We start from the raw sequence: 24941 nt of genomic DNA on the forward strand, positions 1-24941 counted from the left end.
CCGCCGACCCTCGGAACGTCGCTTGCGGGCGTTCAGCCGTCGGATTCGTCCGCCGCCTGGTTCTCGCCCGTTCGGAGTCACAGGCCGGGTAACCTCGCAAACGCGCCCATAACAATGTGCGAAACCGGGGATGGAGAGACAACCGCCACCGGCGGAACACGAGACATGTCCCCACGAAGGAACGCAGCGACGAACGGAGCAACGCACCACCCAGGATGTCCCGACGCGGAACGTCCGATCCGGAGCGATCCCGTGCGGATCGACGCCAGGGAACGGACGCACGAGGCGCTCGGGAGGGGTGACCATGACTGACGCGTACGGACACGCCCGGGCCGACGGGGGAACCCCGGTCCCCGAGCGCGCCTCGGACGCGTCGGTCCATCCGGGCGCGACGATCAAACGCGATGCCGACCGCGGGCCGACCTTCGGGACCGAACCCACGGTCCGTGAGGGAACCGTGATCTACGCGGACGTCGAGGTCGGCGACCGATTCACGACGGGCCATCACGCGGTCGTCCGCGAGGGGACGACCGTCGGCGACGACGTGCTCGTCGGCACGCAGTCGGTGCTGGACGGCGACTGCACCGTCGGCGACGACGTCAGCATCCAGACCGGGGTCTACTGCCCCACCGGTACCACCATCGGCGACCGCGTGTTCCTCGGCCCGCACGCGGTGCTCACGAACGACCCGTACCCGATTCGAACCGATGCGGACCTGGAGGCCCCGACGCTCGAGGACGACGTCTCGGTCGGCGCGAACGCGACGGTCCTCCCGGGCGTCACCGTCGGCGAGGGCGCGTTCGTCGCCGCGGACGCGCTCGTGACCGAGGACGTCCCCCCCGGGACGCTCGCGGTCGGCTCGCCCGCCGAGTTCCGGCCGCTCCCCGAGGAGCTGGAGGGGGGGAACGACCAGTGATCCCCCTGGCAAGCCCCGACATCGGGGACGACGAGCGCGACGGGGTGGTCGACGTGCTCGACTCGGGACAGCTCGCGGACGGCGAGGAGGTCCGGGCGTTCGAACGCGAGTTCGCCCGCTACTGTGGCACGGACCACGCGGTGGCGACGACGAACGGGACGACCGCCCTCCACGCCGCCTTCGAGGCGCTCGGCGTCGGCGAGGGCGACGCGGTCGTCACGACGCCGTTCTCGTTCATCGCGAGCGCGAACGCGGTCGTCCACGCCGGCGCCGAGCCGGTGTTCGCCGACGTCGAGCCGACGACGCTCACGCTCGACCCGGACCGCGTCGCGGACGTGCTCGCCGAGCGGGACGACGTGGCGGCGATCCTCGCGGTGCACATCTACGGCATGCCCGCCGACATGGACCGACTGCGCGCGCTCGCCGACGAGCACGACGTGGCGCTCGTCGAGGACGCCGCGCAGGCGCACGGCGCGACCTACGAGGGCGAACCCGTCGGGAGCCTCGCCGACGCGGCCTGCTTCTCGTTCTACCCGACGAAGAACATGACCAGCGGCGAGGGCGGGATGATCACGACCGACGACGAGGCGCTCGCAGAGCGTGCCGCCCGTTTCTGTGACCACGGTCGCACGGTCGACTACCGGCACGGCGAGGTGGGACACAACTTCCGGATGACGAGCCTGTGTGCGGCTATCGGCCGCGCGCAGTTGGAGAAGCTCCCCGAGTACAACCTCGCCCGCCGCGGCAACGCCGCCTACCTCACCGAGAACCTCGCCGACACGCCGGTCGAGACGCCCGTGGAGCCGGACGGACGAACGCCGGTGTACCACCAGTACACGGTCCGCTCGGACCACCGCGACCTGCTGGAATCACACCTCGCGGACCACGGCGTCTCCTCGGCGGTGTACTACCCGGTCCCGATCCACGAGCAGCCGGCGTATCCGGACGTGGAGGCGTCGCTTCCGGTCGCCGAGCGCGCCGCAGAGCGAGTCCTCTCGCTGCCGGTTCACCCCGACCTCTCGGTGTCCGACCTGCGGACGATAACCGACGCCGTCGCACGGTTCGAGCACAGCGAGCGGGTGCCCGATGCGCCCGCGACCGAGGAGCGGGTGGACTCGTGAGCGTCGCCGACGATGCCGCCGAGGAGGCGGCCACGGACGGTCCCACCGCCGTCGGCGTCATCGGCGTCGGGAGCATGGGGCGCAACCACGCGCGCGTCTACCGCGAGCTCGCCGACGTCGAACTCGTCGGCGTCGCCGACATGGACACGGAGGCGGCCGAGCGCGTCGCCCGCGAGTACGGCACGGTCGCGTACGATACCGGCGACCTCCTCGGGGTCGCCGACGCGGTGAGCGTCGCGGTCCCGACGGGCGCGCACGCGCCGGTACTCGAACAGTGCATCGACGCCGGCGTGCACGCGCTCGTCGAGAAACCGTTCGTCGACGACCTCGCCGTCGGACGCGAGCTGGCCGCCCGGGCCGAGGAGGCCGACGTTACCGTTCAGGTGGGTCACATCGAGCGCTTCAACCCGGCGGTGCGCACGCTGTTGCGTATCCTCCCGAACCTCGACGTGCTCGCGGTGGACGCACGCCGGCTGGGTCCGCCCACCGATCGGGACCTCGACGGCACCGTCGTCTCGGACCTGATGATCCACGACATCGACGTGATCAGCGCGATAACCGACGCCCGTCCCGGCACGCTCGGCGCCACGGGCGCGGTCGACGGCGACTACGCCACGGCGCAGTGCGTCTTCGAGGACGGCACGGTCGCGACGTTCACGGCCAGCCGGGTCACCAGGCGGAAGGTCAGGCGGCTGGAGATCACCGCCCGCGAGTGCTTGGTCGTCGTCGACTACATCGCGCAGACGGTCGAGATCCACCGGAGCGAGGTGCCCGAGTACATCGAGTCCGGCGGCACCGTTCGGCACCGCACCGAGAGCGTCGTCGAGCGGCCGTTCGTCGAGACGGGCGAGCCGCTGAAGGCCGAGCTCGGGGCGTTCATCGAGGCGATACGCGAGGGCACCGAGCCGGAGGTCACGATGGAGGACGGCCTCGCCGCGGTCGAGTTCGTTCGACAGATCGAGGGCCTGATCGGGATGGAGGAGGAGATCTCTGCGCGCCAGGAGGTGACGCGATGAGCGAGCACGCCGAACGCTTCGCGCCGCTATACGGCAGCGACCGCCCCGAAGAGGCGCAGCGATCGTCGTTCCGCGACGGGGCGTTTCCCGTCGCCGTCTACGGCCTCGGCAAGATGGGGCTCCCCATCGCGGGCGTCTTCGGTGAGACGACCGGCGCGGTCACCGGCGTCGACATCGACGAGTCGGTCGTCGAGGGGATCAACGACGGTGAGTGCCACGTCCGTAACGAGCCAGGTCTCGACGACCTCGTCGCCGACCTGGTCGATGACGGGTCGCTGCGGGCGACGACTGACGCCGTCGGGGCCGCCGAGGACGCCCGGATCCACGTCGTCATCGTCCCGACGCTGATCACCGAGGACCACCAGCCCGACACCTCCGTCGTCACGAGCGTCGCCCGCGACATCGCGGAGGGCTTGGCCCCGGGCGATCTGGTCTGCGTCGAGTCGACGCTGCCGCCGGGGACCTGCCGCGACGTGCTCGCGCCGCTGTTGCGGTACGAGAGCGGCCTTGAGGCCGACGAGTTCGGGCTCGCCTTCTGTCCCGAGCGCACCTCCAGCGGCCGCGCGCTCGCGGACGTCCGCGGGGCCCACCCGAAGGTCGTCGGCGGCGACGACGCGGAGAGCACCCGCGCGGCGGCGCTGGTGTACGACGAGCTCACCACGAACGAGGTGATCCCCGTCTCCGACACGACGACGGCGGAGGCGGTGAAGGTGTTCGAGGGGCTGTACCGCGACGTGAACATCGCGCTGGCGAACGAGCTGGCGCGGTTCACCGACGAGCTCGGGATCGACGTGCGCGAGGCGATCGACGTGGCGAACACGCAGCCGTACTGCGACATCCACGACCCCGGCCCGGGCGTGGGCGGCCATTGTATCCCGTATTACCCGTACTTCATGCTCAACTGGCTGGAGACGCCGGCGCCGCTGCTGGCGAGCGCCCGGAGCGTGAACGACGCCACGCCCGTTCACGTGGTCGACCTCCTCGAGGCCAGACTGGAGGAGCGGGACGGGACTCTCGGGGGGTCGACCGTCGTCGTCCTCGGACTCACGTACCGCGCCGGCGTCGCCGAGACCCGCGCGAGCCCGGCGATCGACATCTGCCGCACGCTCGACGACCGCGGCGCGACGGTGTACGCGAGCGATCCGCTCGTCGACGCCGAGGGCGTCCCAGCGACGTGGGTCCACCCGGAGGAGGTGGGCGCCATCGATGCCGACGCGGTCGTGCTCGCGACCGATCACGACGAGTTCGACGCCATCGACTGGCGCTCGTTCCCCTCGTCGACGGTGCTGATCGACACGCGGGACGTGCTCGACTCCGACCGACTCGGCCGCGACGTGTACGTCGTCGGGAGGGGAGCGTGATCGCGGACGGGTTCACTACGGAGGCGTACCTCGACCTCCTCGACGCGGCCGACGAGGGCGGCTACGACTTCCTCACGGTCGCCGACTACCTCGCGACGGCGCCCGAGGACCGTCCAGAGCGGTTCCTCGTCCTCCGACATGACGTCGACCGGAAGGTCGGTAACGCCGCGCGGATGGCCCGTCTCGAGGCTGACCGGGGCGTCGAGGCGACCTACTACGTCCGCACCGGAACGTTCGATCCGGAGTTCGTCCACACGCTCGAGGCGCTCGGCCACGAGGTCGGCTACCACTACGAGGACTACGTCCGCGCCGACGGCGACCTCGACGACGCTCACGACCGATTCGCACGACATCTCCGGCTGTTCCGGCGCCACTGCGACGTGGAGACCGTCTGCATGCACGGCAATCCGCTGTCGCCCCACGACAACCGCGACATGTGGACCGTGCCGGGGGCGCCCGAGTTCGCCGGGTACGGCCTCCTCGGGGAGGCGTACCTCTCGATGGACTTCGTCGACGTGACGTACTTCTCCGACACCGGCCGCACCTGGCGCGACGGCGCGCTGAAGATCAAGGACCACACCGTCGGCGACAGCGCAAAGGCGGTCTCGGCGGGCGAGACGGCCGAACTCGCGGCGCTCCTCCGCGCGGGCGCCGTGGAGCGCGGCTGCCTGCTCGTTCACCCCGAACGCTGGGCCGACTCGGTACCGGAACTGCTCGTCGAACGCTCGAAGGACGGCGCCATCAACGCCGTGAAACGCGGACTGCGGCTCGTCCGCACCCCATCACCCCCCTCATCCACATCATGACGACGATCACGATCGGCCTCGACGGCGCGAACTGGGACCTGATCGGCGACTGGCTCGACGACGGCGACCTGCCGAACCTCCAACGTCTCATCGACGACGGCGTTGGCGGCGTCTCCGAGAGTTGCCTGCCACCCATCACCGTTCCGAACTGGAAGTGTTACTCGACGGGGAAGAACCCCGGTAAGCTCGGCGTGTTCCGGTTCGACCGGATCGACACCGAGAACCGAACGCACGTCTTCCACGACGCGACGGACTTCAAGAGCGCGGAGCTGTGGGACTACCTCAACGACGAGGGCCACACCGCCGGCGTCATCAACAAGCCGTCGACGTATCCGCCGAAGGACCTCGACGGCTTCGTCGTCGCCGGCGGTCCCGACGCCTCCGAGACGGAGTACCGCTCGCTGGAGCGCGGCTTCGCGACGCCCGACGACGTCGAGACGTTCCTCAGGGACGAACTCGACTATCGAGTCCACCCCAAACCGATGATCTCCCCCACGGAGAAGGGCGAGGAGGAGGTCGAGGCCGTCCTCGATCTGGTGGACCTCCGGTTCGAGGCCGCGAAGGCGCTCATGGAGCGCGAGGACCCCGACTTCCTCCACCTGACGGTGTTCTACAGCATGGCGCTCCAGCACTACTTCTACGACGGCGAGCCGGTCAAGCGCGCGTGGCAGCGCATCGACGCGCACCTCGGCGACTTCCTCGACGAGGGCCACGACGTGCTCGTGATGTCGGACCACGGCACCTGCGACGTGGATGCCGTGTTCTACGTGAACGTCTGGCTCCAGCAGCAGGGATACCTCTCGGTCGAGAACAACATCGACGGCGTGCTCCGGAAGGCGGGGATCACTCGCGAGCGCGCGCTGTCGGTCGCCAAGCGGTTCGGAATGGTCGAGACCCTCAGCAGGATCGTTCCCGAGGGGATCCAGAAGGTGGTCCCGTGGGACGAGGGGGTCAAACGCGAGCGCGTGCTGTCGATCCTCGACTGGGACGAGACGGAGGCCGTCGCCAGCAACCAGGGACCGATCTACCTGACGCGGTCGCCCGACGACCCCGGCTACGAGGAGTTGCGGACGGAACTGATAGAGGGCTTGGAATCGCTGCGCCATCCAGAGACGGGGACGCCGCTGGTCCGGGCCGTCCACCGCGGCGAGGAGCACTACGAGGGCCCCTACGCCGACGACGCGCCGGACCTGATCCTCGATCAGGGCGACGGCGTCCACACGAGCGACGCGATCGGTCCCGACGAGGCGATCGCCGACTCCGGCGTCTGGCGCGGCGGCAACATGCCAGACGGGGTATTCCTGTTCTCCGGGCCCAGCTTCCGGTCGGATGGGCTCACCGAGCACGCGCGGATCGTCGACCTCGCGCCCACGCTGCTGCACGCGATGGGCGCGGCCGTCCCCGACGACCTCGACGGCGAGGTGCTGGACGTGTTCGCGCCCGGAAGCGACCCGGCGGAGCGCCCGGTACGAACGCGCGAGCCGCTCTCGGGGGACCGAATCGGGGAGGAGACGGACGACGCCGAGGTGGAGTCCCGACTCGCCGACCTGGGCTATCTGGAGTGACCGCGATGCGCGTCCTCGTCGACGTGAGTCACCCGGCGCACGTCCACCTCTTCCGGAACGCGATCGCGGCGCTCGACGACCGGGGCCACGAGGTCCGCGTCGTCAGCCGCGAGAAGGACGTGACGACCGACCTACTCGACGCCTACGGGATCGACCACGTCCCGCTGTCGACGAAGGGCGCCGGCGGCGCCGTCGAGACCGCCCGCGAGTGGACCGCTCGGGGCGCCCGACTCCTTCGCGTCGCTGCCGGCTTCCGCCCGCACGTCGTGCTCAGCAGGCTCAACCCGACCGCAGCGTACGCCTCGCGGCTGGTCGGTGCGCCGAACGTCGTCTTCCACGACACCGAGCAGGCCGGGCTGCTCGACCGCGCGACGACGCCGTTCGCGTCGGTCGTGTGTACGCCCGCCGAGTTCGACCGCGACGTGGGCGACCACCAGGTCCGATACGAGGGGTACCACGAGCTCGCGTACCTCCATCCCGCCCGGTTCGACCCGGATCCGAGACGGCTCACTGACGCGGGCGTCGACCCCGACGAGCCGTTCTCGGTCGTCAGACTCGTGGAGTGGACCGCGCACCACGACGCCGGCGCCGCCGGGTTCGGGCCGGACACCGTCCGCGAGTTGATCGACAGGCTCGGGGAGTCGGGAGCGGTGTACCTCTCCAGCGAGGGCGACCTCCCGCCCGACTTGGCGGAGCACGAGGCGCCCGTCGCCTACGACGCCGTGCTCGACCTGCTCGCGTACGCCGACTGCTACGTCGGGGACTCGGGGACGATGGCGACGGAGGCGGCGCTGCTTGCGACCCCGTCGGTCCGGTACGACCCCTACGACGACGACATGGGGAACTTCGAGACGCTCGCGGATCGGGGGCTCGTCGACTCTCGCGCCGACGAGCGTGCGGCCGTCGAGCGGGCGGTCTCGCTCGCGGCCGACCCGGAGGCTGGGGACCGCTGGCGTCGTCGCCGTCGCCGCCTGCTCGGCGAGAAGGTGGACGTGACGGCGTTCATGGTCGAACTCGTCGAGGAGGTGGGCGCGCCGTGAGCCGCCCCGACTTCCTCCCCGGCAACGACGACCTCACGTGGCCCGACGGCCGCGAGCCCCCGGAGGAGCGTCCCGTCCCCGACGGTCACGAGTTCACCCTCCTGCTCACCCACGACATCGATCGGCCGTACAAGACGTACCAGTCGATCTACTACGCGCTGACGCAGCCGGATCGCCGGGCGTACCACCTCTCGACGCTGCGCCCCGGGGTGAACCCCTACTGGCGCTTCGAGGACCTCATGGCCCTCGAGGACGACCTCGGTGTTCGTTCGGCGTGCTACGTGCTCGACGAACAGCGGCTGTTCCGCGACCGCCCCGTCACGGAGTGGCTGACGATGGAGGGTTGGCAGCTGTTCGCCGGCAGGTACGACCCGACGGACCCCGAGGTCCGCGACGCGCTTCGCGCGCTCGACGACGGCGGCTGGGAGATCGGCCTGCACGGCTCATACGAGTCGTTCGACGACCCCGAACGACTCGCGAGCGAGAAGGAGACGGTCGAGTCGATCGTCGGCCACCCCGTCACCGGCGGTCGTCAGCACTACCTCAACCTCGTGACGCCCGACACCTGGGAACACCAGCGCGCGCTCGGCCTGCGCTACGACTGCAGCCTCGGAACGAGCGCCGAGCCGGGCTTCCACCACGGTCACGGGATCAGGCGCCCCTTCGGCGCCGACGACGGGTTCGTCGTGTTCCCGCTGACGATCATGGAGCAGTCGATCCCGGACCCTGGTGCGGAGTTCGACGCCGCGTGGGCGACCTGCGAGGACCTCCTGCGCGAGGCGCGCGAGGAGGGCGCCGTGATGAGCGTGCTGTGGCACCTGCGCCACCTGGCGCCCGCGGAGTTCCCCGGGCATCGACGGATCTACCGGAAGCTGATCCGTCGGGCACAGGAACTGGGCGCGTGGGTCGGCTCGCCCGGCGCGTTCTACGAGGAGATGGATCTCGGGGACACCGGCAACTCCGCCGGGGCGTCCACGGACAGATCGGCCACGGACGGGTCCGCCGCGGAGAGATCCGACGCGACGAGAGGGAGGACGACGCACCGGACGGCCCCCGACCCGTCGGAGGATCGGTAGCCACCGATCGCCGTCGTCTCCGTGGGTATCCTCCGTATAACAATCCCCCGTTCGACCCCCCGTCCCCATACATGGAGATCCGACGGATTTCACTCGAGGAGTGGAAGGAGGCACTCCCGAACGACGGGTTCGAGGTGTTCCACACGCCCGAGGCGCTCGAGGCGCTCGAGGCTCACGCCAGGGGAGAGATGCGACTGTACGGCGGATACAAGGGCGAGCAGCCGATCGGCCTCGCGCCGGTGTTCGTTCGCGAGCAGGCGTTCGGCACGGCGGCGCTGTCGCCGCCGCCGGGGTTCGGGATCCCCCGACTGGGGCCGCTCGTCATGCCGACCAGCCCGAAGCAGCGCAAGCGCGAGCGGGTGAACGGCCGATTCACCGAGGGGCTGCTGGAGGAGATCGACGTCGACGCCTCGACGACGGTGTTCCGGATGGTGTGTCCGACCAGCTACGCGGACCCACGCCCCTTCCGTTGGTCGTCGCTGTCGGTCGAGCCGACGTTCACCTACCACCTCCAGATCGACGAGGACACCGACGCGCTGTTGCGCTCGTTCTCGAAGAGCCTCCGACGCGAGATCCGGGACGCCGACGACGCGGACTGCTCGTTCGAGGTCGGGGACCGCGCCGATGTCCGCCGGATCTTCGAGCAGGCGCGCGACCGCTACGCCGAACAGGACCGAGACTTCTCGCTGACGTGGCCGTACGTGCGCGACCTCACGGACGCGCTCTCGGCGGTCGACCGGTGTCGCCCCTACGTCGTCCGCGACGGCGACGGCGACTTCGTCAGCGGGATCGTCGTGTTGTACTCCGACGACGCCGCGTACTTCTGGCTCGGCGGCGCGATCGCGACGCTCGACGGCACGACGGTCAACAGCGCCCTCCACTGGCGGATCGTCCGCGACATCGCCGCGGACGAGCCACGGGCGTCGGTCGACACCTACGACCTGATGGGCGCCAACACCGAGCGGATATGTCAGTACAAGAGTAAGTTCGGCGCCGACCTCGTGCCGTACTACACCGTCGAGTCCGCGGGCGCGGGGATGCGCGCGGCGAAGACCGCCTACCGGCTGATGGGCAGGTGATCGATGCGGGTGCTCAACCTCGTCACGAACGAACGGGCACGCTTCTTCGGCCAACAGCGGGCCACACTCCGCGCGCTGGGCGTCGACGAGACCACCCTGACCGTCCCCGGCGATCACACCTACGACAACGGATCCACGAACGAGCGGTCAGTGATCGACTACCTCGAGTTCCTCCCGCGAGTCGTTCGGCGCTCGTTCGGTGGGTTCGACATCGTCCACGCGAACTACGGTCTGACGGCGCCGCACGCGCTCGCGCAGGTTCGCCTTCCGGTGGTGCTCTCGCTGTGGGGGACAGACCTGATGGGCAGGTTCGGTCCGGTCGTGAAGGCGTGCGCCCGTCACGCTGACGCCGTCGTCGTAATGTCACGGCGCATGGCCGAAGAGCTCGACCAGCCGTGTCACGTCATCCCCCACGGCGTCGACCTCGACCTCTTCGAGCCGATGCCGACCGGTGACGCCCGCGCCGAGTTGGGATGGGGCGCCGACGCGAGCCACGTGCTGTTCCCGTACCCGCCGGGCCGCGGGGTGAAGGATTACCCGCGCGCCGAGCGGGTGGTCGAGCGCGTCCGCGACCGGATCGACGACGAGGTCGTGTTCCACACCGTCAACGGCGAGCCCCACGAGCGGATGCCGCTGTACATGAACGCCGCCGACGTGCTCCTGCTCACGTCCCGCCGCGAGGGGTCGCCCAACGCGGTGAAGGAGGCGCTCGCGTGCAACCTCCCCGTCGTCGCCACCGACGTCGGGGACGTGCCCGAACGGCTCGACGGGGTCTCCCACTCGCGAGTCGCTCGAAGCGACGCCGAGCTCGTCGACGGCGTCGTCGCGGCGCTTCGGGCGGGCGAGCGCTCGAACGGCCGCGGGGCCGCCGAGGAGGTGTCCGCCGAGGAGACCGGGGCTCGCCTGTTGGGCGTGTACGAGGAGGTGCTCTCGTGAGCGCGATGCCACCCGGAAACCGCCGGACGAACTGCCCCGTCGAACCGTACCCGGCCTATAACAATCACCGGAGGCTCCGGACCTCCGCCAATCGGTACCCCCATCAATGAGACCTCTGCACCGCCGTTCCGTCGGGTTCGGACTGTTGATCGGCTACGTCGCGTTGCTCGTGGCCATCGTCATCGCCAACCGGTCGCCAGCCTCCGGCTACGAGCTATCGCTGTACGCCGCGACGCCTGCGGTGGTCTGGGCCGGCCTCGGTGTTGCCGCCCTGGCTGGGCTGCTGACCGCGCTGTCGACACGGCCGGCGACCCGGCTCCACCATGCCGGCCTCGGACTCGTCGGCATGTCGGCGATCATGCTCACCGCGATGCCGATCCTTCGTGGCTACCGCTTCTACGGCGCCGGGGACTCGCTCACACACCTCGGCTGGGCTCGGGAGATCGCCGCCGGGTCCCTCCCGGCGACGGACCTCCTGTATCCGGGAATCCACACGTTCTCGGTCGCCGTTGCGACGTTGACCGGGATCCCGCTCGCACAGGCGATGCTGTACGTGACACTCGTGGTCTTCCCGCTGGTGTTCCTCGTCACCGTCCCGCTGATCGTGAGGCTGATCGCCGGTACGCCGTGGGCGTACACCTTCGGGCTCGCCGCAGCGGCGCTGTTCGTGCCGATCAACAACATCAGCGTCCACCCGGTCGCGCATCCCACCAGCCAGGCGATCCTGCTCGTCCCGCTGTGGATCCTGGTCACGCTCACGTACACGTACGGGCTCAGTACCGACTCCGTCCCGTCCCCGTCGAGCGAGGGAACGCCGTCCCCGAAGCGCGCGATCCCGGACGGTGGCTGGCGGAGCGGCCCGACGGCGATCGGCGTCGTGATGGCTGTGGTCTCCGGGGCACTCGTGTTGTATCACCCTCAACAGGCGCTCAACGTCGCGCTGGTGCTGGCAGCGATCGCCGTGGTGCAATTGGCCCTCAGTTGGCTCCGTCCCGGCTTGGCAGTTACCGGTCATCGCTGGCTCGGCGTCCAGGCCGTGATCGTCGTCGTGATGTTCCTCCTGTGGGCGCCTCGATTCGAGCGCACGGTCGGAACGATCACGTTCACGCTCGGCAGTTTCCTCACCGGCGAGACGGCCACCGGGACTGTGGTCGCGGCGAAGTCTGCCTCCCTGCTCTCGTTGGGTGGCAGCCTGCTTACGCTGTCAGTGAGACTGTTCCTCGCTGGGGCTGTCCTCTCGCTGATCGCCGGTTTGCTCGTGGTCGCTGTGCTCCTCGGACGGGTTGAGCGGGGCCTCACCGACACCTCGGTACGGTATCTGGCGGTGGCGCTGGTTCCACCGTTCCTCGTGTTCCTGCTCGTATTCACCATCGGTGCCGGCGACATGTACATGCGGTATCAGGGGTTCATCATGGTGTTCATCACCGTGCTGGGCGCCGCCGGGATCTCCCTCGCCGTCGACCGCCTCGACGCGTCGGTCAAACCGGGCACCGGACGGGCACTCGCGCTCGTGTTGTTGTTGGTGGTGTCGCCCGTCGCCGCGATGGGGTACCACAGTTCGCCGTACATATTTCAGCCCACGTCCCACGTCACCGAGAGTCAACTCGACGGGTACGCGGCCTCGTTCGAGCATCGAGGTGAGGGGATCGAGTTCACGGGACTGCGAGGCGGCCCTGAACGGTACGTCGACTACTACTACGGGTCCCAGAACGCCCGCACGACGCTGGAGTTCCCCGGGTACAGCGACAGAGTCACGCCGGAGGTGTTCAACGCGGGGGCGTACACGTCGACATATGACGAGCCGCGGTACCTCGGTATCACCCAGTCGGAGTATGAGCGCGAGGTCCTCCTCTACGACGGACTCCGCTACACGCGGCAGGGGTTCGAACAGTTGGAGACCACACCGAGGGTCGGCCGCGTCCGCACGAGTTCGGGGTTCTCGTTGTACTACCTCTCGTCCGACGCGGCCGATCCGGCGGCCGACGTTGGAGGCACGGACTGAATGGACCTAGCGAGAAGACTGAGTCGCGGGATTCAGGCGATCTTCGCGGCCAACCTCGTCACGATGCTGGCGAAAGCCGGCCTACTCCTGCTGTTGACGCGTGTGCTGTTGACACCCGAGCAGTACGGCGAGTTGAACTTCGCGCTGTCGGTGCTCGGCGGCCTCGCGATCCTCGCGACGCTGGGGCTTCCGAAGTCGGCGGCCCGATACGTCACGGAGTTCGCCGAGCAGCGGCCGGGGATGGTGCCGCACGTCATCGTCAGGTCGCTCGGGTTCCTCCTGTTCTTCACACTGCTCATCGCGGGGGGAACCGCCCTCTTCGGGGGCGAGGTGGCCGTGCGGTTCGGGGCCCCCTCGTTCGCGCCGGTGGTCGGGGTCGGCGCGCTGTTCATCGCCGCCACCGCGCTGTCGGCGTACACTCGGCAGCTGTTTCAGGCGTTCAACAGCGTCGAGTGGAGCGGGGTCGTCGGAATCATCTCGGGTCTCTCCCGGCTACTGTTCGTCGCGTTGTTCGTCTGGCTGGGGTACGGCGTGGCGGGGGCGCTGTTCGGCTACGTCGTCGCACTGGCAGTAGGCGTTCTCGTCGGGGGCGTCGTCCTCTACCGGCGCTTCTACTCCGCGTACGAGCCCGACGTCAACCCGGACGCGTCCATCTCCCGTCGGATCCTGGAGTACAGCGTGCCGCTCACGGCGACCCGGAGCGCGAACGTCATCGACAAGAAGGTCGACACCGTGCTCGTCGGCGTCATCGTCGACATGACGGCCGTCGGGTTCTACACGATCGGGAAGGCCGTCTCCGACTTCGTGTCGATGCCGGCGTCCTCGCTCGGCTACACGATCTCGCCGGCCCTGAGCGAACAACGGTCCAAAGGGAGCGAGGACAGGGCTGCACGGATCTACGAGACGACGCTCCACTACGTCCTGCTGGCGTACGTCCCTGCCGTTGCGGGACTGATCCTCGTGGCCGAACCGATGGTCCAGTACGTGTTCGGTTCGGGATACGACGGCGCCGCCCCTGTCGTCCAGATCTTCGGCCTGTTCGTCCTCGCAAACGCAGTCAACAAGGTGACGAGCGATGGACTCGACTATCTCGGACGAGCACGCTCCCGGGCGATCGTGAAGACGATCATGGCGCTGAGCAACGTCCTGCTCAACCTGTTACTCATCCCGACCATGGGCGTGGTCGGCGCCGCGGTGGCCACCGTGATCACGTTCAGCTTCTACACGCTCGCCAACCTCTATATCATCCATCAGGAACTCCCGCTGCACCCCCGCGATCTCGTCGGTGCCCTCGGGAACGCCGTGGCGGTCACGCTCGGCATGTCGATCGTCGTCTGGCTGACGCTCCCGTACGTGTCCGGAATACCGACGCTGATCGGGGCGGTCGTGCTCGGGGTGGTGACGTGGGCCGCGTTATCGATCGCCGGCGGCGTGCTTGATCCGAACGAAGTCGCCCGGCTGCTGGGGTAGTCGAGATCCCTGAACCGCCCTCCTCCGGCCCGTATGCCGATCCATAACAAACCCCGCTGCAGGGTACCCTCCGACCATGCGTACGGACTCCAGCCGGTCGACGAGGTCAGCGGCGATCGATGCCGACATCGCGGGAGAAACCGTTCTGGTCACCGGCGGCGCCGGCTTCGTGGGAAGCCACATCGCGCGGGCGCTCGTTCGAGACAACGAGGTGCGCGTGCTCGACGACCTCTCGACCGGCCAACCGCGCAACGTCCCGGACGGGGCGACGTTGTACGAGGGCGACCTGCTCGACGAGTCGGTGTTGCGCGAAGCGATCGACGGCGTCGACATCGTGTTCCACCAGGCCGGGCTGGTCAGCGTGCCGAAGTCCGTCGAACGCCCGGCCGAGAGTAACCGGGTGAACGTCGCCGGCACGCTCGCGGTACTTGATGCCGCCCGCGCCGTCGACGCTCGGGTCGTGCTCGCCTCGAGCGTCGCCATCTACGGCGACCCGGAGGTGGTTCCGATCGACGAGTCGCACCCGACGCGACCGACCTCCCCGTACGCGACCGATAAGCTCGCGATCGACCACTACGCACGCGTGTATCACGAACTGTACGGGCTGGAGACGGTCGCGCTCCGCTACTTCAACGTGTACGGCCCCGGTCAGTCGGCGGGCAATTACGCCGGCGTCGTGAGCACGTTCCTCGAACAGGCGCGCTCGGGGCAGGCGCTCACCGTCGACGGCGACGGCTCCCAGACGCGCGACTTCGTCCACGTCGCAGACGTGGTCCGGGCGAACCTAGCGGCCGCGACTACAGCGCACGTCGGGGAGGCGTTCAACATCGGCACCGGCGACAGCGTCACGATCCGTGAACTCGCGGAGCTGATCACCGACGTGGCAGGGACCACAGCAGGTATCGTCCACACCGACCCCCGAGTGGGCGATGTGGAGCGTAGCCGTGCCGACATCTCGAAGGCGCGCCGTCTGCTTGACTTCGAGCCGAGCGTCGAACTCACGACCGGACTCGGTGAGTTAGCGCGGCGTCGGAACCTCGCGCGATAATGGCTCCTCAGGAACGCTGTCGAACTTGAGATAGCTGATATCGGGGTGATCGTCGTACGAGCGAGCCCAAGGCTCGCCTCGGACGTACGCGTCGCGCACCGTCTGCCAGTCCGCGTGGCGCTTGAGAACCCGCATCGGGACGGCCCCCGGGTCGAGCAGTTTGAGGATCGACAGTCGGTTGCGGCCGTCCGCGAACAGGACCTCGCCGTCTCCGCCGATGTGAACGGCGATCTCGTCCTTCATACGCTCGGTGAGCAGACGGGACCGCCTGTCGAGGTCGATGGGGTCGTTCTCCCCGTCGATCAGCTCCGCCTGTGTCCGGTAGCCGTCGTCCCTGATACGCTCGTACAGCTCGTCGATGCCCTCACACCGCCTTCGGAAGTCCGTCTCGCTGTGGCAGTTCCACAACTCCGCTCCGGCTTCGATCTCGTCGACGACCCGCCGGTAGAACGGCGTGTCGCTCCAGTCGACCCCCTCGCGGAAGTGCGCGCGGTAGGCCCGATACACATCCAGGTCCGTGAACTCGCACTGCGGAGTGTCCCAGTCGCCGTCCTCGATGACCGCCGCCTGGACGTACTTTGCCCGGTTGAACTGCCTGACGTGCGTGACCGCCGCCGGCTCGACATCGATCAGCCTGTACGGCTCCGGCGGTGCAGCGTACCGGCGCGAGTGCGCGAGCGTCCGAAGTCGGACGACTGCCCTCGCGTAGCGGTCCCGAGCGATCACGAGTGGCAGCTGGAGTGATGGTACGCGACGGAACAGCGAGGCGCCGATCGCTCGAAACACGTCGCCGACCGCGCCGTCCGACGATGAGCCGCCCACTCGGGTCGGGTCCGACTCCGCGACCGGGTCGACGACCGACGCCGCGTCGTCCGATCCGTTTTCAGCTGTCGCCGCGGACTGTCTCAATTCCTCCTCCGAATGTTCCCATGGCCCCCTGTGTTCACACGAGCGCTCGCTTCGTGACTGTGTTTCGTCGTTATCCACGGTCCTCGACGTCGAGCCAGATGTACAGGTGTTCATCAGCGTTGGAGCGCGACGGGAACTCCGGCGCCGCTTCCTCGTAGACGAACACGCTCAGCCGGAGATCACGGCCGAGCATCGACGGCACTAACGATAGCGGCTGCGTCGCCGTCTCACCGTCGGCGAGGCTGACGTTCCGCCGTTCGAGAACATCCCGCTCGAGTACCGTCAGTTCCGTGCCGTTCGCCGCCGACGACACGCGATCCAGGACGACAACGTACTCGTACTCCGTTGCACGACCGAGGTTGTTCTCGATCGACAACACCAACTCGAGCGGTTCGTCGCTCGCGACGGCGTTGGGGTATCCCTCGGCGACTGGGCCGTCCTCGCCCGGAGTCAACAGCGCGACCTCGGTGTATGACTCCCCGTCCGGAGGCGCGGCGAGTCCCACCGACAGCCCCGCCAGCGCGAGTATCACCACCACACCGAGCACGACGGCTCCGGCCCTATCGACTCGCGTGACTCCGGAGGACTCGTTCAGCGTCCGCACTTCGCTCAGCCACCGGTGGACCGGGAGTTCGTAGCGACGCTCCTCGGGGAGCGCGACCCGCCGATACGCCCCCAGCGCCGACGCGAGAACGACGAACCCGACCACCGTTACGGAGACGGTCACCCGTGTCGGTTGCGTGCCGACCGCCGCCAGCAGCACCATGAGAAGGGGGAGAACGGCGACACTGATCCCGACGGACAGGGACACCCGCTCGAACCAATCGATCCCCGCCCCCCCGAGTGGCCGGGAGTCAATGGGGTCCGCCCGTGACTTGCCCGTCCCCGGAAACAATATCGACAGCATCGCATACCCCGGGAGGAACAGCACTAACGGTCCGACCAGAATGACCATCCCGGGTCCCCCTATCGCCCCCGTAAGGGCGGCCAAACCGACGAGAACAGCGTATGTGGCGGTGAGGAACATGTCGACCGGGAGTCGGGTGAGGGAGCCCTGCCAGCCGTGCCGGCTCCCCTCACCGTCACTCATCTCCCCGCACCCCGCCGTGGCCGTCCCGATAGATGGTGGATCGATCCCATGGGCTCGGTTTGCCCCGTTCCGTGGATTGTTATGGAGACGCTAGTCGCAGGACGGGATGTCGCGAGGTCGCTTGGACGCCAGCGATACGCACCCGCCCGGTCTGCGGTGGGTACCCCCGTCGATAGCCCGACAGGACCCCGGTCGAGAGGTGTCACCGCTCGCCGGAACTGGCGGTCCAGTACCGGAGCGGTCCGACACCGGGGGCGCCATCGCTGAACCACAGCGCCGCGGCTCCGAGCAGCAGCACGAGATCCAGCACCAGGTACGCCGTGCCTGCCGGTGTCGAGAGGTACCCGAGGAAGGCGGCGAACAGCTCGGACACGTGTGTGAATGGGTCCGGTGTGGAGTCGGCCACTGCCGGCACCAGCGGCCACAGTAGGAACTCGACCCTGAGCGAGCCCTTCACCACGAGTGGGTACGCCACGTCGCCGAGGAGATGTGAGGCATAGCCGATAGCGACCGCAGGGGTGAGACCGGCCGGGCCGACGCGCCGTTGGACGGCGCCAGTGACGGCGACGACGCCCGCGGCCGTGAACGCAGAGTGGCCGAGGGACCGACTGGACGGGAGGACCGCGAGCCACCACGACAACGGCTTGTCGATCATGTCCGGCGCGATCGCGGCTATCACCACCACGACGGCGGTCGTCGCGGACGGCCGTCGCCCCCGTGCCCGGGCGTACGCCGAGTACGCGATGTACGCGACAGCGACGTGGTCCCATGGCCACATTCGTCACTCCTCCCATTCGTCAGGGAGTTCGGGAGTGCCCTCGCCATGTTCACGCCGCCCCAGTACGTCGCCGTCGCTCGCCCCACGTCGATCCACGTGCATCGAGTGGTGGCTCGGTGGCACAGGCGACGCTTTGTTACACCCTCCATACCGGGTGGCGACGGCGATCGCACACCGATCGGTTCGCTTCCTCGCTCTCCCGGTCGCACACCGGTAATGGAAGCTTGTCGTTTACAATAGGGGACTACCGCCTGGGTACGTCGTGGATATGAGAGCAAACTGGCGGAGCGAGATCCGACGGGGCGCCATCGTTGCGCTCGTCGCCGCGATGGTGGTCGCGACGGCCGCCCCTGCGGCGAGCGCGGCGGGCGCGTTCGCGGCCGACGATCACGAACCGGGACCGACTACCTACCTCGACCACTGTACGACGATCGACGACCCCGGCACGTACATCCTCGATCGCGACGTGCGCACGAGCGCGGACGCCTGCTTCACGGTGACGGCGGACGACGTGCGGCTGCTGGGAGCCGGACACGCGGTCGTCGGAACGAACAGGAACGGATCGGCGGTCGCCGTCGACGGCGCGTCCGACGTCCACGTCGAGGGGTTCGACGTGGACGGCTGGTGGCACGGCGTCAGGGTCGTCGATGCCGAGGACGTCACGGTCACCGACGTGAGCGTGCGGAACGCGAGCGCGGACGGCGTCCGGGTGAGCGACTCGACCGGCGTCACGCTCTCCCACGGCAGCGTCGTCGCCGTCGGCGGGCACGGCGTCGCCGTGCTCGAGAGCGAGACCGTGACCGTCGACGGGATGCGACTCGCGAACAACACCGGCGACGGCGTGGCGGTTCGGCGCTCGACGGGAACCACGGTACGGGCCAGCGAGATCGTCGAGAACGGCGGGGTCGGTGTCGCCGTCGCCGCGGAGTCGAGGCCGGCGGTCGATCGCCCGAACGTCCCGGCGTGGTTGCTCCCGCTGTTCGGCGGCGGCGGCCTCGGCGACATCGCAGAACTGTTCGCCTCGGCTGACGGTGCGGACGACCGGGAGCGGACGGTCATCGCGGACAACCGGCTCGCGGACAACCGCTACGAAGGGGTGCTCGTTGACGGAGCCCACGGGAGCCGGATCGCCGGCAACACGGTCGTCGGAGCGACCGACGGGATCCGCCTGTTCAACCTCTCCGGGGCGTCGGTCGCCGACAACGTCGTGACCGGGAGCGTCGACGACGGGATCGCGGTCTCCGCCGTCCGGGGGACGAACGTCTCCAGGAACGCCGTCACCGGCAACGGCGACGACGGCCTGTACGTGAGCGGATCGGAGACCACCGTGACGAACAACACGCTCGTCGACAACGGCGACGACGGGATCGACCTCCACGACAGCAACCGAAGTCGGATCGCCGGGAACGAGGCCCGCGACAACTTCGACGACGGGCTCTTCCTCAGGGAGTCCGACGGGAACGTCGTCGCCGAGAACCGACTCCACGACAACGGGGACGACGGCTTCGACATCAGGGGGTCGACCGACAACGTCGTCCACAACAACTCGGTGTGTCGGAACGCCAACCGCGACATGCAGGTCCGGCTCGGCGTCGTCGGCAACGACGTTCGCGACAACTCCTGCTGACGCGCTCGGCCCTCCACCTTCGGTCCCCCCTCGACTCCCCTCGGGCCGTCGCCCGCGATGACGACCGTCGGAGCGCCGTCGATCGCCTGTGAACCGACGCGATCGCCGTCGCCGTGCCGGCCGCGTTCGGTCCTCCGGGAGTCGCCAACGGTCGCTCAGGTCGACGCGGTTTCGACACCACTGCGCTCACGCCGGACGGCTCCATCGGCGTGTCCGATCCTCGCGTCGGCCGACAACGATACCCCACGGCACGGCGGTGGCTCGGTACCTCTGACCGATGTGAGAGCGGGGAACGTTCGGAACTGCGTGGGCACGTTCCGGAGTGTCAGCGGCCTCCCCGGGTCCCGGAATAGCCGTTGTCACATGCACGAGCGAACTCCGGGTGGTGTTCACGTTCTCACGGAGCCCCGGTGTACCGTGACATCGATCAGCCGTCGTACGGATACACGTCCGTGGCGACCGATCGCGCTGTTCGATCGTCCCCGCCACCGTACTGTGTCACTCACTTGGTCCTCACACCGAGCGAGAGTAAAGACTGACCGACTACTTCCGCTTGGGGCGTCTTCGAACGGTATGGATAGTGTCCACGCCACGCGAACGCTCGACGACTGTCTCGACGCGCTGGGGCACGTTCAGCGCCGGAAGTTGCTCCGTGCGTTACTCGTCCACAACCCACAGGACGACGACCCGACGAGGATCGACCCGAACGAATCGAACGACGAGGAGCTCGAGCGGCTCATCGCGATGAAGCACGTCCACCTCCCGAAACTGGAGGAGTACGGCTTCATCTCGTGGGATCGGGACACAAGCGAGGTCTCGAAGGGTCCCGACTTCGACGAGATCCGCCCGCTCCTGGAGGTGCTCGCGGACCACGAGGAGGAACTCCCCGAGGGATGGCTCTGACGGCCACCCCTATCAACGGTCAATCTCTTCCCGGACGTGTGGCGTCGTCATCCGTGGCGAGCGAACGCCCGAGTGAGAACCAGCGACGGCGACGCGAACTGACGGCATCGGTATGAACGTGTCCCCATAGCGGCGCCCTGCCCGTGTCTCCACGGCATCGCCCGGCGGCTGCGACGGGAACGGTCCCGTGTCGCCCGGGACGCGATCACCGTCCACGAGTACCGCGAAGCGATCGACCCAGCTACTTCCGATCCGCGTCAGCCACTGGAGCTATCGGGGCTCCACACCCCTCCCGACCGCCGAGCGCGCTCCCGCCTCAGCGCCGTCGGGTGCGGCGCCGCTGCCGAGCCAGCAGCGCGGCGACGCCGGCGATCGCCAGTATCGCCGCGAGCGGCCCGAATCCCGGCGCGTTCACTAGGGTGCCCTCGCCGGTGGCGGTGTCCCCGCTCTCGGTGGCCGTGTCCGCGGGGCGGACGGACACCGAAACCGTTCGATCGCCGACGCTCGCGTCGTGCTCGCCCGTGGCGACGATCCGTCTCGTGAACGACACCCGCGTGCTCGACCCCGGCTGAACCGTCACGTTGCGGGTCGCGACGGTCTCGTTGAACAGCCGCAACGCGACCGCCGTCGACCCGGCCGCGCGCCCGTCGTTTCGTACCGTCGCCGTGAACGTGACCTCCTCGCCGGCGTCGATCTCGTCGGCGCTCGCGTCCAGATCGGAGACCGAGAGGTTCGGCTGCGGCGGCGTCACGTTCACCAGGAACCGGTGGTTCCTGTCGATCTCGACCGAGTACACGTCGGGCTCGTCGAACGTCCAGGTGAACCGAACCGTCCGGGTCTGGTTGGGCTCGAGGGTGAACTGGCGGGAGTCGACCTGCTCGCCGTCGATCTCGAACTCGATCGTCTTCGTCCCGGAGCCGTTCCCGACGTTTCCAACCGTCGCCGTCGCGACGAGGGTGTCGCCGGTCACGAGTTCCGTGTCGCTGATGTTCACCGTCACGTTCGTGTACTCCGGTTCGAGGTCCGCCGGGGGCTGGTTCCCCGCGTCGTTGTCGGCGGTGTCGCCGGCGGATCCTCCCGCTGCGCCGCCGGATGCCCCTCCCGAGGACCCACCGGAGCTGCCGCCGGCGGTACCACCCGAGGACCCGCCGGAACCCCCGCCGGTGGACCCACCGGAGCTGCCGCCGGCGGTACCACCCGAGGAACCGCCGGAACTCCCGCCGGAGGACCCACCTGAGCCGCCCCCGCCGGGATCCCCCGGCGGATCGGTGACGTTCATCGGCAGGCTCGTGCTCGCGATCGAACTCCCGCCCAGCAGCACGCTCAGCGTCACGGTGTACTGCCCGGATCCCGCGTAAGCGTGCTGAACGGACTGACCGCTCGCCGTCGCCCCGTCGCCGAACTTCCAGCTGTACGAGACCGACGAGTCGCTCCCGGCACCCGCGTCGGCGTTGAACGTGATCGCGCTGTTCGCCTCGGCCTCGGTCGTGTCAGCGTCGATCGAGGGGTTCGGCTCCGTCACCGAGACGTTCGCGGTCGCCGTCAACGCCTCGCCCGCGGTGCTGGTCACACGGACCGTCGGCGCGTACGTCGCCGTCTCGTTGTACGCGTGTGTGATCGTCGGCTCGGTCGTGTTGGCGTCGACCTCGCCGTCGCCGTTGAGGTCCCAGTCGTAGGTCACGTTCTCGCCACCGATCACGCTCCCGCTCGCGTCGAGGGTGACTGTCTCCCCGACCAGCGCCGAGTCCGGCGCCGTAAGCGACGCGCTCGACTCGACGCTCACGGTCGCGGTCGCCGTCAGCGTCTCGCCCGCGGTGCTGGTCACCCGGACGGTCGGCGCGTACGAGCCGCTCCGCTCGTAGGTGTGCGTGAGCGTCGGGTCGGTCGTATTCGCGTCGACCTCGCCGTCGCCGTTCACGTCCCACTCGAAGGTGACGTTCTCGCCGCCGATGCGGGTGTCGCTCGCATCGAGCGTGATCTGCTCGCTGACCAGTGCGCTTTCGGGAGCCGTAAGCGCCGCCCCAGACTCGACCATTACGGTCGTCGACGCGGTCCGCGTCGTTCCCGCGTCGTTACTTACGCGGACGGTCGGCGAGTACGAGCCACCGCGTTCGTAGGTGTGTGTGAACGTGGCCGCGGCGGTCTCGCTCTCGAACTCGCCGTCGCCGTTCACGTCCCACTCGTAGGTGACGTTCGAACCGCCGATGGCGCTCTCCCCCGCGTCGAGCGTGACCCCCTCGCCGACCGGAACCGTCTCAGGCACCGAGAGGTTGGCCCGCGCCTCGACCGCGATCCTCGCGGTCGCCTCGTCGGTGACGTTCGTGCCGTCGGTGACGACGACCCGTGGGGTGTACTCCCCCACGGCGTCGTAAGCGAACGTGTACGTCGGCTCGGTGGTGTTCTCGTCGACGGTGCCGTCGCCGTCAACGTCCCAGCGGTAGGTCACGCTCTCCCCGTCGATCGTCGACTCGCTCGCGTCGAGGGTGACTGTCTGGGTCACGAGGGCGTCAGGTGGAGCCGAGAGCGCGGCGGTGACCCCCACTCTGACGGTGGCGCTCGCGGTCGCCGTCTGACCCGCCTCGTCGACCGCGGTGACGGTCGTCTCCACGGTCCCCGTCTCCTCGTATGTCGTGTCGAGGACGGGATCGGTCGTGTTCGCGTCCGCCGTCCCGTCGCCGTCGAGGTCCCACTCGTAGCGAACGATCCCGACGTCGTCGGTCGACGCGCTCGCGTCGAGCGTGACCTCCTCGCCGACCGCCACGTCTCCCGGCGCGGTCAGCGACGCGTCCGGCGGCTCGTCCGGGGTGACCGTGACGACTGTCGTCGCGGTTCCGGTCTCGTTCGTGTCGTCGACCGCGGTGACGCTCACCTCCCGCTCGCCGGCGGTCGGATAGGCGGTCTCGATCGTCGGATCGGTGGTGTTGGCGTCGATCTCGCCGTCGCCGTCGAGGTCCCAGTCGTAGCGAACGATCGTTCCGTTGTCGGTCGACTCACTCGCGTCCAGCGTCACCGTCCGGTTCACCGTGACCGTCGACGGCGACGCCGTCACCGTCGCGTCCGGCGCGTCCGGCTCGCCCACGACGAACGTCGCGTTCGTGGAGTCCGCGTTCCCGTACGTGTCGAACGCCGTCACGCGAACCGTGTGCTCGCGCTCCTCCTCGAACGCGTGGCTCACGGTCGGATCCCGGGTGACTGCGTCGACCTCGCCGTCCGCATCGAAGTCCCACTCGTATCCGCCCACGTCGCCGGCGACCGTCGAGCCGCTCGCGTCGAGCGTGACGTTCTCGCCGGGCGACGGGTCGCTCGGCGGCGTCAAGGACGCCGAGACATCGGCGTCGACACACCCGCCGGCGTGGACGAACACGCGGCGATCGAGCGCGAGGGAGTGTTCGGCGCCGTCGCTGCCGTAGACGACCCAGTCGGTTATCCGGTGCTCCTCGCTTCCGGAGTAATTCCAGTTCCCCCACGAGGGCGCGTCCTCGTTGTACTGCGGGTCGATCACGACCGTCCCCGACAGCGAGTCGAACCCGCGGTAGGCGCCGCCGTCGGTTCTGTTCGAGGCCCACTTCCAGTCGACCGTGGCGGTCGTGTCGCCGATAAACCAGTCGTCGTCCTGGTTCGGGTACTCGTCGTCGCGCACCACCCACGACCCGGCGGGGAGTCCCGTCATCGTGTACCTGGTCGTGCTCCCGCCGGCGTCATCGCCGAGCCGCCCGTGGACGATCACCATGCTGGTGTCGTCCGGGCCGGCGTAGAACAGGAGGGCGCTCTGTCGCGTCTCCTGGAACTCACCGGTGCCATACGAGCTGAACGTCGACGCGTTCGGTCGCCCGGTTATCGAGGGATACGGGTTCCGGTAGTCGTAGAAGGTCGTCACGTTCTGTGTCTCGTTCTCGTAGGTCGGTACGACGTAACACGAGTCCCCCTGTGCGACGGCGTACGTCTGGTTGTCGCCGGCGGCCGCCCGCGCGGTGTCCGCGAGCGGTCCCGCCGCGGGGGCGACGACGAGGAGCAGGACGACGACCACCACACGACGCGCCGCCGGATCGGAGTACGCTCTCATTACGTGCCAACTCCCGTCAGATCCGGCTTTGTTATGGAGCGGTTTCGGTCATCCAGTCGGTCCCGAGCCACGAGACGATCAGCCGGTCAGCTGGCAGGCGCTGTGTAACAAAACGGGTCCCGTCGGTTGGTTGGA

At 68.8% G+C, this 24941-nt stretch carries 19 protein-coding genes; 15 read left to right on the plus strand and 4 right to left on the minus strand.

The window, feature by feature from the left end; all coding sequences use genetic code 11:
* Positions 1-304: 304 nt before the first annotated feature.
* The 13 genes from GRX01_RS03160 to GRX01_RS03220 all read left to right on the plus strand — a co-directional run bounded on the left by GRX01_RS03160 (position 305) and on the right by GRX01_RS03220 (position 15436).
* Positions 305-916 (plus strand): acyltransferase, encoded by a 612-nt coding sequence (locus GRX01_RS03160; protein ID WP_159663394.1) that lies wholly within the window; start codon positions 305-307, stop codon positions 914-916.
* A complete protein-coding gene (locus tag GRX01_RS03165) occupies positions 913-2037 on the plus strand; it encodes a DegT/DnrJ/EryC1/StrS family aminotransferase (protein WP_321167891.1) in 1125 nt (374 codons plus the stop codon). The genes GRX01_RS03160 and GRX01_RS03165 overlap by 4 nt, the downstream gene beginning before the upstream one ends.
* Positions 2034-3053: a Gfo/Idh/MocA family oxidoreductase gene (locus GRX01_RS03170; RefSeq protein WP_321167892.1), complete on the plus strand. Its 1020-nt coding sequence runs from the start codon at positions 2034-2036 to the stop codon at positions 3051-3053. Before GRX01_RS03165 ends, GRX01_RS03170 begins: the two co-directional genes overlap by 4 nt.
* The gene (locus GRX01_RS03175; protein WP_159663405.1) at positions 3050-4414 is read left to right on the plus strand and encodes a nucleotide sugar dehydrogenase; all 1365 of its coding nucleotides are present in this window, start codon (positions 3050-3052) and stop codon (positions 4412-4414) included. The genes GRX01_RS03170 and GRX01_RS03175 overlap by 4 nt, the downstream gene beginning before the upstream one ends.
* Entirely contained in the window at positions 4411-5220 is an 810-nt protein-coding gene (locus GRX01_RS03180; protein WP_201289493.1) for a hypothetical protein, read from the plus strand. Before GRX01_RS03175 ends, GRX01_RS03180 begins: the two co-directional genes overlap by 4 nt.
* Positions 5217-6785: an alkaline phosphatase family protein gene (locus tag GRX01_RS03185; protein ID WP_159663407.1), complete on the plus strand. Its 1569-nt coding sequence runs from the start codon at positions 5217-5219 to the stop codon at positions 6783-6785. Before GRX01_RS03180 ends, GRX01_RS03185 begins: the two co-directional genes overlap by 4 nt.
* A 5-nt stretch (positions 6786-6790) precedes the next feature.
* A complete protein-coding gene (locus tag GRX01_RS03190; protein WP_159663409.1) occupies positions 6791-7825 on the plus strand; it encodes a DUF354 domain-containing protein in 1035 nt (344 codons plus the stop codon).
* Positions 7822-8901, plus strand: coding sequence for a polysaccharide deacetylase family protein (locus GRX01_RS03195; RefSeq protein ID WP_321167893.1), 1080 nt, complete (start codon positions 7822-7824; stop codon positions 8899-8901). The genes GRX01_RS03190 and GRX01_RS03195 overlap by 4 nt, the downstream gene beginning before the upstream one ends.
* Before the next feature lie 71 nt (positions 8902-8972).
* Positions 8973-9980, plus strand: coding sequence for a GNAT family N-acetyltransferase (locus tag GRX01_RS03200; protein WP_159663411.1), 1008 nt, complete (start codon positions 8973-8975; stop codon positions 9978-9980).
* Between the two features lie 3 nt (positions 9981-9983).
* Entirely contained in the window at positions 9984-10916 is a 933-nt protein-coding gene (locus GRX01_RS03205; protein ID WP_159663413.1) for a glycosyltransferase, read from the plus strand.
* Between the two features lie 145 nt (positions 10917-11061).
* A complete protein-coding gene (locus tag GRX01_RS03210) occupies positions 11062-12918 on the plus strand; it encodes a hypothetical protein (protein ID WP_159663415.1) in 1857 nt (618 codons plus the stop codon).
* Entirely contained in the window at positions 12919-14388 is a 1470-nt protein-coding gene (locus tag GRX01_RS03215; protein ID WP_159663417.1) for a flippase, read from the plus strand. It abuts the gene before it with no gap.
* A gap of 76 nt (positions 14389-14464) precedes the next feature.
* Entirely contained in the window at positions 14465-15436 is a 972-nt protein-coding gene (locus GRX01_RS03220; protein ID WP_159663419.1) for an NAD-dependent epimerase/dehydratase family protein, read from the plus strand.
* Here the strand turns inward: GRX01_RS03220 and GRX01_RS03225 are convergent.
* From GRX01_RS03225 to GRX01_RS03235, 3 genes are all read right to left on the minus strand, one after another.
* The gene (locus GRX01_RS03225) at positions 15407-16345 is read right to left on the minus strand and encodes a hypothetical protein (protein WP_159663421.1); all 939 of its coding nucleotides are present in this window, start codon (positions 16343-16345) and stop codon (positions 15407-15409) included. The two genes, GRX01_RS03220 and GRX01_RS03225, sit on opposite strands and share 30 nt — an antisense overlap.
* 70 nt (positions 16346-16415) lie before the next feature.
* Positions 16416-17435, minus strand: coding sequence for a DUF1616 domain-containing protein (locus tag GRX01_RS03230; protein ID WP_159663423.1), 1020 nt, complete (start codon positions 17433-17435; stop codon positions 16416-16418).
* 202 nt (positions 17436-17637) lie between these two features.
* Positions 17638-18213 (minus strand): metal-dependent hydrolase, encoded by a 576-nt coding sequence (locus GRX01_RS03235; protein WP_159663425.1) that lies wholly within the window; start codon positions 18211-18213, stop codon positions 17638-17640.
* A 268-nt stretch (positions 18214-18481) separates the two neighbouring features.
* On the opposite strand from GRX01_RS03235, the gene GRX01_RS03240 reads away from it, so the two are divergent.
* Both GRX01_RS03240 and GRX01_RS03245 read left to right on the plus strand, forming a co-directional pair.
* On the plus strand, positions 18482-19840 hold the full coding sequence (locus GRX01_RS03240) for a right-handed parallel beta-helix repeat-containing protein (protein ID WP_159663427.1): 1359 nt from the start codon (positions 18482-18484) through the stop codon (positions 19838-19840).
* Positions 19841-20413: 573 nt separating this feature from the next.
* A complete protein-coding gene (locus GRX01_RS03245) occupies positions 20414-20743 on the plus strand; it encodes a DUF7344 domain-containing protein (RefSeq protein WP_159663429.1) in 330 nt (109 codons plus the stop codon).
* 316 nt (positions 20744-21059) lie between these two features.
* Here the strand turns inward: GRX01_RS03245 and GRX01_RS03250 are convergent, their stop codons facing one another.
* A complete protein-coding gene (locus GRX01_RS03250; protein ID WP_159663431.1) occupies positions 21060-24806 on the minus strand; it encodes a PKD domain-containing protein in 3747 nt (1248 codons plus the stop codon).
* Positions 24807-24941: the final 135 nt, after the last annotated feature.

The organism is Halobaculum saliterrae (assembly GCF_009831625.1).
In the GTDB taxonomy this organism is placed as follows: Archaea; Halobacteriota; Halobacteria; order Halobacteriales; family Haloferacaceae; genus Halobaculum; species Halobaculum saliterrae.